Origin of the sequence: Pedobacter sp. AW31-3R (genome assembly GCF_052180285.1) — a bacterium.
Classification (GTDB): Bacteria; Bacteroidota; Bacteroidia; order Sphingobacteriales; family Sphingobacteriaceae; genus Pedobacter.
Map to the genome: position 1 here is coordinate 876,452 of NZ_CP197475.1, position 12,312 is coordinate 888,763.

Here is a 12,312-nt window from a genome sequence, read left to right on the forward strand (position 1 = left end):
ATTAATTATTATTTATTTTACGTAAAATTTTAAAAACTCTATAAAATGGCAGATTTAAAAGCGTTTGCTGAGCAATTGGTAAACTTAACAGTTAAAGAAGTTAACGAATTAGCTCAAATCCTTAAAGACGAGTATGGTATTGAACCAGCTGCTGCTGCAGTTGCTGTTGCAGGTCCTGCTGGTGATGCTGCTCCTGCAGCTGAAGAAAAATCAACTTTTGATGTAATCTTAAAAGAAGCTGGTGGTTCTAAATTAGCAGTTGTTAAGTTGGTTAAAGACTTAACTGGATTAGGTTTGAAAGAAGCTAAAGATTTAGTTGATGGTGCACCAAAAGAAGTTAAAACTGGTGTTTCTAAAGACGAAGCTAATGCTTTGAAAACTCAATTAGAAGAAGCTGGAGCTGTAGTTGAAGTTAAGTAATAACTTACACTCAATATAACTTTAAACATAGACTCCGACTGTACAGTCGGAGTCTATACCTGTTTATATACATTTCATCTAAGTTTGGTTGGTGGGATGGTATACGGCAAACCAAACAAATAGTTTATTCTTAAACTAAATTTAACTTTAGTACCTTGGCAAATAAAGTCGACCAGAGAGTAAATTTTGCACGAAGTAAGCACATCATTGATTATCCCGATTTTCTTGATGTACAGTTGCAATCATTCAGAGAATTTTTCCAGATAGAAACTACTTCAGACAACCGTCATACAGAAGGTTTGTTTAAAGTTTTTGCTGAAAACTTTCCAATCACAGATTCAAGGAATATTTTTGTTCTTGAGTTTTTAGATTATTTTATTGACCCACCACGTTATGATATACCTGAGTGTATTGACCGTGGGTTAACTTACAGTGTTCCGCTAAAGGCAAAATTGAAATTGTCTTGTAATGATGCAGAACACGAAGATTTTGAAACCATCATCCAGGATGTATATTTAGGTACCATACCTTATATGACCCCTAAAGGTACATTCGTAATTAACGGTGCAGAACGCGTAATTGTTTCTCAGTTACACAGATCTCCGGGTGTGTTCTTCGGCCAAAGCCGTCACACTAACGGAACTAAATTATATTCTGCACGTGTTATTCCATTTAAAGGATCATGGATCGAGTTTGCAACTGACGTGAATAATGTCATGTATGCGTATATTGATCGTAAGAAAAAATTCCCGGTAACTACCTTATTGCGTGCTATCGGTTATGATTCAGATAAAGACATCCTTGAATTGTTCGATTTAGCGGATGAAGTAAAAGTTAGTAAATCTGGTTTGAAAAAATACATTGGCCGTAAGTTAGCGGCAAGGGTATTGAGAAAATGGGTTGAAGACTTTGTGGATGAGGATACAGGTGAGGTTGTTTCTATTGACCGTAACGAGGTAATCCTTGACAGGGATACTGTGCTGGAAGATGAGCATATCGATATGATCATTGACGCCGGTGTGAAAACTATTATCTTATCTAAAGATGATGGTGCAAGTCAGGCAGATTACACTATTATATATAACACATTACAAAAAGATACTTCAAACTCTGAAAAAGAGGCTGTGGAAAACATCTATCGTGCTTTGCGTAACGCAGAACCACCTGATGAGGAAACGGCAAGGGGTATCATTGAGCGTCTTTTCTTCTCGGATAAACGTTATGACTTAGGAGATGTAGGTCGTTACCGTATCAACCGTAAGTTGAAGATGGATACACCTGATCACGTTAAAGTATTGACAAAAGCAGATATTATTGCGATTGTTAAGTACCTGATCAAGTTGATCAACTCTAAAGAAGAGGTGGATGATATTGACCACTTGTCAAACCGTCGTGTACGTACAGTAGGTGAGCAGCTATATGCTCAGTTTGGTGTAGGTCTGGCGCGTATGGCACGTACAATCCGTGAGCGGATGAACATCCGCGACAATGAGGTGTTTACACCAACAGATCTGATTAATGCCCGTACGTTATCGTCGGTAATTAACTCTTTCTTTGGTACCAACCAGTTGTCGCAGTTTATGGACCAGACCAACCCTCTGGCGGAGATTACGCACAAGCGTCGTCTTTCAGCTTTAGGTCCGGGTGGTCTTTCCCGTGAGCGTGCCGGTTTTGAGGTACGTGACGTTCACTATACGCACTACGGCAGGTTATGTACGATTGAAACACCTGAGGGACCAAACATTGGTTTGATTTCTTCACTTTGTGTTCACGCGAAGATCAATACTTTAGGATTTATAGAAACCCCTTACAAAATCGTTAAAGATGGCGTGGTGGCTGTAGAAGAAGAAGTTATTTATCTTTCTGCTGAAGATGAGGATGGTAAAACCATTGCACAGGCAAATGCTGAATATGATGATAAAGGTAATTTTACCACTCCACGTGTAAAAGCACGTTACGAGGGTGACTTCCCGATCATTGAACCGGAGAAATTGGATTTAATGGACGTTGCTCCAAATCAGATTACTTCGATTGCTGCTTCATTGATTCCTTTCCTTGAGCATGATGATGCGAACAGGGCCCTGATGGGTTCCAACATGCAACGCCAGGCCGTACCATTGTTACGTCCTGAAGCACCGATTGTTGGTACTGGTCTTGAAGGCCGTGTGGCACGTGACTCAAGAACACTGATCAATGCGGAAGGCGATGGTGTTGTGGAGTATGTGGATGCAAATGAGATTACCATTAAATATGTACGTAACGATGGAGATCGTTTGGTATCTTTTGAAGGTGATAGCAAAACATATAAATTAATCAAGTTCAAGAAAACCAACCAGAATACCTGTATCAACTTGAAACCAATCGTTAAGAAAGGTCAGCAAGTGGTAAAAGGACAGGTACTGTGTGAAGGTTATGCAACTGAAAATGGTGAACTTGCCTTGGGAAGAAACTTAAAAGTTGCTTTCATGCCTTGGCAGGGATATAACTTTGAGGATGCGATTGTAATCTCTGAGCGTATTGTCCGTGAAGATATCTTCACTTCATTGCACATTGAAGAGTTTGAACTGGAAGTACGTGATACAAAACGTGGGGAAGAGGAATTAACACCAGATATCCCTAACGTTTCTGAAGAGGCGACGAAAGATTTAGATGAGAATGGTATCATTCGTATCGGTGCTGAAGTAAAAGAAGGCGATATCCTGATTGGTAAAATTACACCAAAGGGAGAGTCGGATCCTTCACCGGAAGAGAAATTATTACGCGCTATCTTTGGAGATAAAGCGGGTGATGTAAAAGATGCATCCCTGAAAACACCTCCATCGATTAAAGGTGTGGTAATTGATACCAAGTTGTTCTCAAGAGCTAAGAAAACTACGAAAGCTGAAGAAAAAGCAGCGATCGAGAAATTAGACAAGAGATATAACCTGGCGACGACTAACCTTAAAAATGAGCTGGTAGACAAACTGTTCCAGATTGTGAATGGTAAAACATCCCAGGGTATTTTCAACGTTTATAAAGAACTGTTGTTCCCTAAAGGTGCTAAGTTTACACAGAAAAGTTTAGCTGATTTAGAATTTGCACACATCAACCCATACAAATGGACAACTGATGATGACAAAAATGATCAGATTAAACTGTTGATTCATAACTATGGTATTCGTGTAAACGAAGAGCTTGGTGCATACAAACGTGATAAATTCGCCATCAGTGTGGGTGATGAGTTGCCTTCAGGTATTGTACAGATGGCTAAAGTTTATGTAGCTAAAAAACGTAAGTTAAAAGTAGGGGATAAGATGGCTGGTCGTCACGGTAATAAGGGTATTGTTGCCCGTATCGTTCGTGATGAAGATATGCCGTTCCTTGATGACGGAACTCCTGTTGATATCGTGTTGAACCCACTGGGTGTACCTTCACGTATGAACTTGGGCCAGATCTACGAAACTGTATTGGCTTGGGCCGGTAAAGAATTGGGTGTTAAATTTGCTACTCCGATTTTTGATGGTGCCAAACACCATGAAGTGGAAGAATGGATCGCTAAAGCTGGTGTTCCTGCTTCAGGAAGAACTTACTTACATAATGGTTTAACGGGAGAAAAATTCGATCAGCCAACTACAGTAGGTATTATTTATATGCTGAAACTAGGTCACATGGTTGATGATAAAATGCACGCCCGTTCTATCGGACCATATTCATTGATTACACAACAGCCATTGGGTGGTAAAGCCCAATTCGGGGGTCAGCGTTTCGGTGAGATGGAGGTTTGGGCATTAGAGGCATTCGGTGCCGCTAATATCCTGCAGGAAATCCTGACTGTGAAGTCAGATGATGTGATCGGCAGGGCCAAAACTTATGAAGCAATTGTAAAAGGCGAGAACCTTCCAACTCCAGGTGTACCGGAATCATTCAATGTACTGGTACATGAGTTGCGCGGATTAGGTTTAGATATTACGTTAGACTAATGTTGAATTTTTTAATGCTGGAATGGAAAAGGCTAAGGCCTGTTTCCATTCCGGCTTTTTAAATTTTCAAATTCAAACAACAGAGCTATGTCTTACAAAAAGGATAATAAATTAAAAAGCAATTTCACCTCGATTACCATTAGTTTGGCATCGCCGGAGGCTATTTTAGAGCGCTCTAGTGGTGAGGTGTTAAAACCTGAGACGATTAACTATCGTACCTACAAACCAGAACGTGATGGTTTGTTTTGCGAGCGTATTTTCGGTCCGGTAAAAGATTACGAATGCCATTGCGGTAAATATAAACGTATCCGTTATAAAGGTATTGTTTGTGACCGTTGCGGTGTAGAGGTAACAGAGAAAAAAGTACGTAGAGAGCGTATGGGACACATCAGTTTGGTAGTTCCTGTTGCGCATATCTGGTATTTCCGTTCTTTACCTAACAAAATCGGTTATTTATTAGGTCTTCCAACCAAAAGATTAGATTTGATTATTTACTACGAGCGTTATGTAGTTATTCAATCTGGTTTAATGGAGGGTGAAGGAATTCAATATATGGATTTCCTTACTGAGGAAGAGTATTTAGATATTTTAGATAAGTTACCTAAAGAAAATCAATATTTAGACGATAAAGATCCTAATAAATTCATTGCCAAAATGGGTGCTGAAGCTTTAGAGGATTTATTGAAACGTATTGATTTAGATACTTTATCTTACAACCTGCGTCACCAGGCAGCAAACGAGACTTCACAACAACGTAAAAACGAAGCTTTAAAACGCTTACAGGTTGTTGAAGCTTTCCGTGGTTCTAAAACGCGTATTGAGAATAACCCGGAGTGGATGATCATCAAGATTGTTCCGGTTATTCCACCAGAATTGCGTCCGTTGGTTCCATTGGAAGGTGGTCGTTTTGCAACTTCTGATTTAAATGATTTATACCGTCGTGTGATTATCCGTAACAACCGTTTAAAACGTTTGATCGAGATTAAAGCACCAGAGGTTATTTTACGTAACGAGAAACGTATGTTGCAGGAAGCTGTAGATTCGTTATTCGATAACTCACGTAAAGTAAATGCGGTAAAAACTGAAGGTAACCGTGCTTTGAAATCTCTTTCAGATATCCTGAAAGGTAAACAAGGTCGTTTCCGTCAGAACTTATTGGGTAAACGTGTGGATTATTCTGCGCGTTCGGTAATTGTTGTAGGGCCTAACCTGAAATTACACGAATGTGGTTTACCTAAAGATATGGCAGCGGAGCTGTTCAAACCGTTTATCATTCGCAAGATGATAGAAAGAGGGATTGTGAAAACGGTTAAATCTGCAAAGAAAATCGTTGACAGAAAAGATCCTTTGGTTTGGGATATCCTGGAGAATGTATTGAAAGGTCACCCGGTATTACTGAACAGGGCACCAACACTACACAGATTAGGTATCCAGTCTTTCCAGCCTAAATTGGTTGAAGGAAAAGCAATCCAGTTACACCCACTAGTGTGTACTGCATTCAACGCCGATTTTGACGGTGACCAGATGGCTGTGCATTTACCTTTAGGTCATGCTGCAATTCTGGAAGCCCAGGTATTGATGTTAGCTGCACACAACATTCTGAACCCTGCGAATGGTACACCAATTACGGTTCCGTCTCAGGATATGGTTTTAGGTCTTTATTATATTACTAAAGGCCGCAGAACTGACGAAGGACGTGTAGTTAAAGGACAGGATTCTTCATTCTATTCTCCTGAAGAGGTGATCATTGCTTACAATGAGAAAAAACTTGATCTTCATGCATTTATCAAAGTTAAGGTAAATGTGAAATTGGAAGATGGATCAATTGTTAATAAATTAACGGAAACTACTGTAGGCCGTGTACTGTTCAACCAGATGGTGCCGGAAGAAGTTGGTTATATCAATGAATTACTGACTAAAAAATCTTTAAGGGATATTATTGGTCATGTAGTGAAAGTTACTGGTATGGCCCGCGCTGCAAGGTTCCTTGATGATATTAAGGAATTAGGTTTCCAAATGGCATTCCGTGGTGGTTTATCGTTTAACTTACAGGATGTAAATATCCCTGTGGAAAAACATGCTTTATTAGAGCAGGCTTCAGCAGAGGTAGAAGAGGTAAGGAATAACTATAACATGGGATTCATTACCAATAATGAGCGTTACAATCAGATTATCGATATCTGGACACGTATCAACAACCGTTTAACCTCATTCGTAATGACGCAGTTGTCTAGCGATAACCAGGGTTTCAACTCGGTATATATGATGCTTGACTCTGGGGCACGTGGATCTAAAGAGCAGATTCGTCAGCTTTGCGGTATGCGTGGTCTGATGGCGAAACCTCAGAAATCTGGTTCAGGTGGTGAGATTATTGAGAATCCGATTTTATCTAACTTTAAAGAAGGATTATCTGTATTAGAATACTTCATTTCTACCCACGGTGCGCGTAAAGGTTTGGCGGATACAGCGTTAAAAACGGCTGATGCGGGTTACCTGACACGTCGTCTGCATGACGTTGCACAGGATATGATTGTGAACTCTGAAGACTGTGGTACTTTAAGAGGTATGTATACTACTGCCCTTAAAGATAACGAGGATATCGTTGAGCCGTTATATGACAGAATTTTAGGTCGTATTTCATTGCATGATGTATTCAATCCTCTTGATGGCAAATTATTGGTATCAGCAGGTGAGGATATTGATGAAGATATTGCTAAAGCAATTGATGAGTCGCCAATTGATGGTGTTGAGATACGTTCTGTATTGACCTGTGAGAATAAAAGGGGAGTTTGTGCACTTTGCTACGGACGTAACCTGGCTACTGGTAAACGTGTTCAGAAAGGTGAGGCTGTTGGTGTAATTGCTGCACAGTCAATCGGTGAGCCGGGTACACAGTTAACTTTACGTACATTCCACGTGGGTGGTACCGCCTCAAACATTGCTGCTGAATCTCAGATTACAGCTAAGTTTGATGGTGTCATTGAATTTGAGAATGTTCGTACAGTAGAAACTGAAACAGAAGAAGGTTTAACTCATATTGTACTGGGTCGTTCAGGTGAATTCAAAATTGTTGAGCCAGGAACGAATAAAGTGATCATGACAAATAACATCCCTTATGGTTCATTCCTGTTCGTAGAAGAAGGAACGAAAATTACTAAAGGGGATAAGATTTGTTCATGGGATCCATACAATGCGGTTATTATCTCGGAGTTTGCCGGTAAAATCGAATTTGATGCGATCATTGAAGGTGTTACCTTCCGTGAAGAGTCGGATGAGCAAACTGGTCACCGCGAGAAAGTAATTATCGATACCCGTGATAAAACCAAGAATCCATCAGTAAGGGTACTGGACAAAAAAGGAGAACTGATCAGACAGTATAACATTCCTGTAGGAGCCCACGTTTCTATTGATGATGGAGAAACTGTTAAAACAGGTCAGATCCTTGTTAAGATTCCTCGTGCAACGGGTAAAACCCGGGATATTACGGGTGGTTTACCACGTGTAACGGAACTTTTTGAAGCACGTAATCCATCTAATCCGGCTGTAGTAACTGAGATTGATGGTGTGGTATCATTAGGTGGTGTGAAACGCGGTAACCGTGAAATGACGATTGAATCTAAAGACGGTGAAATTAAAAAATACCTGGTTCCATTGTCTAAACACATCCTTGTTCAGGATAATGACTTTGTAAAAGCAGGTATGCCATTGTCAGACGGATCAATTTCTCCGGCAGATATCTTAGCAATTAAAGGCCCTGCGGCTGTACAAGAATACTTAGTGAATGGTATCCAGGAGGTTTATCGTTTACAAGGGGTGAAAATCAATGATAAACACTTTGAGGTGATTGTACACCAGATGATGCAGAAGGTTCATATTGAAGATCCGGGAGATACCACATTCTTAGAGAACAACTCTGTAGACCGTTGGGACTTCATGATTGAAAATGATGAGATCTATGATAAAAAAGTTGTTGTTGAAGCCGGTGATTCAAACACGGTAAAACCAGGTCAGATCCTTTCTCTGCGTAAATTAAGAGATGAAAATTCTCAGTTAAAACGTAAAGATTTGAAACAGATCGAAGTTCGTGATGCGAGACCTGCTACGGCAAGTTCTATACTACAGGGAATTACCCGTGCTTCATTAGGTACGAAGTCATTCATCTCTGCAGCTTCCTTCCAGGAAACTACTAAAGTATTGAACGAGGCAGCTATTGCTGGTAAACGTGACAATATGTTGGGCTTGAAAGAAAACGTAATTGTTGGTCACCTGATTCCTTCAGGTACTGGTGTACGTGGATACGAGCGTATTATTGTAGGTTCACAAGAAGAATACGACAAATTATTAGCTTCGAAACAAGAAGAAGTAGAAGCCTAATTATTCATATTAATTTTATAAAGTCCTCCCTGAGCTTCAGGGGGGACTTTTTGCGTTAAAAATAAATTTAAATTGATGTGTGCCTTAACAGATTAAAAAGTAGTTTTGTTGTATGGAAGAACTGAACAACGACAACCAGCTAAATATTGAACTTTCTGAAGAGATAGCAGAAGGGATCTTTTCTAATTTAGCGATTATTACCCATTCTAATACTGAATTTGTTTTAGACTTTATCAGGGTGATGCCAGGTGTGCCTAAAGCTAAAGTTAAATCGAGGATTATTTTAACCCCTGAACATGCCAAAAGACTAATGTCTGCCATGCAGGATAATATAGATAAGTTTGAAGCTATCCATGGCAGGATCAAAACCCAGGATGATGCAGCTGGAATTCCGCTGAACTTTGGTGGACCGACGGCCCAGGCTTAATCTTATAGCAGGCTACTTTCGAGGTCTGTAATGACGGCTGTGAGCTGATCTGGTTCATACCAGTGGATTTGTCCATCCCGTCTGAACCAGGTAAGCTGACGCTTTGCAAAGCGGCGCGTATTTTGTTTGATTAAAGCTATGGCATCTGGTAATTGGATATTACCGTCCAGATAGTCGAATAATTCGGCATAACCTACCGTTTTGAGGGCATTCAGGTGCCTGTAAGATTCAAGTCCTTTGACTTCATCCAGCAAGCCTGCCTGCATCATGAGGTCTACACGGTGATTAATCCTTTCATACAGGATTGTCCTGTCTGTATTGAGCCCTATTTTGACAATATGAAAGGGTCTTTCCTTTTTACTATTGGTCATGTAACCGGAGAATTTATTCCCGGTAGATAAAAAGAATTCAAGGCCACGGATGAGGCGTTGTGGATTTGATTGGTCAACTTTGGCATAATACTCCGGATCGGCAGCCTGTAACTGCGCCTGTATTGCACCTATACCTTCTTCAGCTAGCTGCTGGTTCAGTTGCTCACGGATGTTGAGATCCGTATCGGGCAAGATATCCAGTCCATTGCAAACCGCATCGATATACAAGCCGGAACCACCTACCATAATCAGGTTGGAATGGACTTTAAATAGCTCTTCTGTCAATTTCAGGACTTCATTTTCGAAATCGCCTGTACTAAACAGTGTATGGACACTATGCGAGTTGATGAAATGGTGTGGGGCTGCAGCGAGTTCTTCTGCCGAGGGTTTGGCAGTACCGATTTCCATTTCTCTGAAAAACTGCCTAGAATCTGCAGAGATGATTTCTGTGGAGAAATGTTGGGCCAACGCAACAGCTAAAGCTGTTTTCCCTATTGCCGTTGGACCAACTATTACAATCAGTGTATTTTTTTTACCTTGTTCAGGCATTAATAATCTTCTTTACTATCGAATTCTTCATCACCGAAGTCGCCATCGTTACCGAATTCATCATTATCCCCTTCTTCATCCTCACCTGAGTCCTCATCCTTAGCTGAAGAGGTGCTGATGCCGCGGCCGTCCATAGCTTCCAATTCTTCACTGTCTTCCGGTACGAAATCCATTTCATTCAGGAAGTCGAAATCAGTAGACGCTACTGCTGCTGTAGCAGTTGCTGCAGCCATATTATTGGAATCATAGATTTTAGGCGCTTCACCTATGGTTTTGAAAAGGTGTGGATATTCTACTTTTGGATCATCCTGAAGGATAATTTTGATCAATTCAACATGAAAATCAAATGGACGTTCAAAATTGTATATATAATAGAATTTTTGATGGGGATCGTCAATAAAACGGCTAAGTTTAGCCTTTTCCATGAGTGCCACGCCATTATCAATCTTGCGTTGATTGGGAAGGTAAGCAATCTCATCGCCCTTGATCCAATGGTCTGAACTCACATAAAAAGATGAAGGTTTTTCTGCATTATATCCGGTGCTACGGTGTAATGCCTTATGTAAATCTTCAAAAGTTTGTGTTGTTTTGATATCGATTTCTCTGATCACCTCATCATAATCTTCAAAACTAAGTCTAAATCTATAAATTGCCATTTGTGGTGTATTTCTAATTTATAAAATTATAAAAATAAAATATATTTATTGTGTATCTCTACTTTCTTTCGGCTTTAGCAGCTGCAAAAGGTAATTATATAGCGGTATTAGCATTTAAAACTGAGTTTATTCAGTATTATTGCCGACTATAGGTACCAGACCTAGTTCTTTACCTTTGATCAACATAAAGGTCATGGCATCATTTTGTGAGTTCGTAATCTCGCCTTCAAGTATTGCTTCCCTGATGGCATTTTTAATGATTCCCACTTCTTTACCTGCTGCAAGCCCGAACATTTCCATAATATCATTTCCTGATACCGGAGGCTGCCAGTTCCTTATCTTATCCCGCTCCTCCACGTCTTTCAGCTTTTGTTTCACCAGCTCAAAGTTATTCCGGTATTTTTTTATCTTGTATTCATTCTTCGTGGTCACATCTGCATTGCAGAGCAACATCAGACTCTCTATATCATCACCTGCATCAAATAGAAGCCTTCTGACTGCAGAGTCTGTAACGACTTCTTGGGCAAGAACAATCGGCCTTAAGTGGAGCTGTACCAGCTTTTGTACAAACTTCATCTTTTCATTCAGTGGTAACTTTAGCTGATTGAAGATCTGAGGAACCATCCTTGCCCCTTTATCTTCATGTCCATGAAATGTCCAGCCATGATTTTCCTCGAAACGTTTGGTGGCAGGCTTGGCGATATCGTGTAATATTGCAGCCCAGCGCAGCCATAGGTCGTCAGTAACTGTACATATATTGTCCAATACCTGTAAGGTATGGTAGAAATTGTCTTTATGTCCTTTACCATTGATGATATCTACGCCAAAGAGGTTCGCCATTTGAGGAAATATCAACTGTAAAAGCCCTGTATCGAATAAGTATTTAAAACCGATGGAGGGAACAGGGGAAAGGATAATCTTATTGAGTTCATCTGTGATCCGTTCCTTGGACACTATTTTTATTCTTTCTTTCTGCTGTGTGATTGCTGTAATTGCTGCCTGATCAATATTAAAGTTGAGCTGGGTTGCAAAGCGTATGGCACGCATCATTCGCAAAGGGTCATCAGAAAATGTAATTTCCGGATCCAGGGGTGTTTTGATGAGTTTCTGGTGTAAATCATCTACTCCATTAAAGGGGTCTACCAGCTGTCCGTAATTTTCTTTATTTAAAGAGATTGCCAGGGCATTGATGGTAAAATCCCTTCTCAGCTGATCGTCTTCTATTGTGCCGTTTTCCACGATAGGTTTGCGGGAGTCGGAACGGTAGGATTCTTTACGTGCACCTACAAATTCTATTTCAAGGTCACGAAAGCGGAGCATGGCTGTCCCAAAATTCTTGAAAACGGCTACCTTACTTTTTAATTTAAGTCCCGTTTGTTCCGCAAAGTCAATCCCATTCCCCAGTACAACAATGTCAATGTCTTTTGAAGGTCTTTGCAGGAAGATATCACGGACGTAACCACCTATCACATAGGCTTCAGTATGGGTATGCGCAGCAATGTCAGCAAGAACCTTAAAAACAGGATGTCCTAAATTTTTTTCCATGGAGTTTTGCA

At 40.3% G+C, this 12,312-nt stretch carries 7 protein-coding genes; 4 read left to right on the forward strand and 3 right to left on the reverse strand.

Going from position 1 to position 12,312, the window contains the following annotated elements; all coding sequences use genetic code 11:
- Positions 1-45 precede the first annotated feature (45 nt).
- The 4 genes from rplL (at position 46) to ACSBL2_RS03725 (ending at position 9,180) form a co-directional block, all read left to right on the forward strand.
- Entirely contained in the window at positions 46-420 is a 375-nt protein-coding gene (rplL, locus tag ACSBL2_RS03710) for a 50S ribosomal protein L7/L12 (protein WP_442590320.1), read from the forward strand.
- Positions 421-575: 155 nt separating this feature from the next.
- Entirely contained in the window at positions 576-4,379 is a 3,804-nt protein-coding gene (gene rpoB / locus ACSBL2_RS03715; protein WP_442590321.1) for a DNA-directed RNA polymerase subunit beta, read from the forward strand.
- A gap of 87 nt (positions 4,380-4,466) precedes the next feature.
- Positions 4,467-8,753: a DNA-directed RNA polymerase subunit beta' gene (gene rpoC / locus ACSBL2_RS03720; RefSeq protein WP_442590322.1), complete on the forward strand. Its 4,287-nt coding sequence runs from the start codon at positions 4,467-4,469 to the stop codon at positions 8,751-8,753.
- Between the two features lie 112 nt (positions 8,754-8,865).
- The gene (locus ACSBL2_RS03725) at positions 8,866-9,180 is read left to right on the forward strand and encodes a DUF3467 domain-containing protein (protein ID WP_442590323.1); all 315 of its coding nucleotides are present in this window, start codon (positions 8,866-8,868) and stop codon (positions 9,178-9,180) included.
- Between the two features lie 2 nt (positions 9,181-9,182).
- Here ACSBL2_RS03725 and miaA read toward each other — a convergent pair whose 3' ends face one another.
- From miaA to ACSBL2_RS03740, 3 genes are all read right to left on the reverse strand, one after another.
- On the reverse strand, positions 9,183-10,100 hold the full coding sequence (gene miaA / locus ACSBL2_RS03730; RefSeq protein ID WP_442590324.1) for a tRNA (adenosine(37)-N6)-dimethylallyltransferase MiaA: 918 nt from the start codon (positions 10,098-10,100) through the stop codon (positions 9,183-9,185).
- Entirely contained in the window at positions 10,100-10,756 is a 657-nt protein-coding gene (locus ACSBL2_RS03735) for an IS1096 element passenger TnpR family protein (protein WP_442590325.1), read from the reverse strand. Before ACSBL2_RS03735 ends, miaA begins: the two co-directional genes overlap by 1 nt.
- Before the next feature lie 126 nt (positions 10,757-10,882).
- Positions 10,883-12,301, reverse strand: a complete 1,419-nt coding sequence (locus ACSBL2_RS03740) for a CCA tRNA nucleotidyltransferase (RefSeq protein WP_442590326.1) — start codon at positions 12,299-12,301, stop codon at positions 10,883-10,885.
- Positions 12,302-12,312 lie beyond the last annotated feature (11 nt).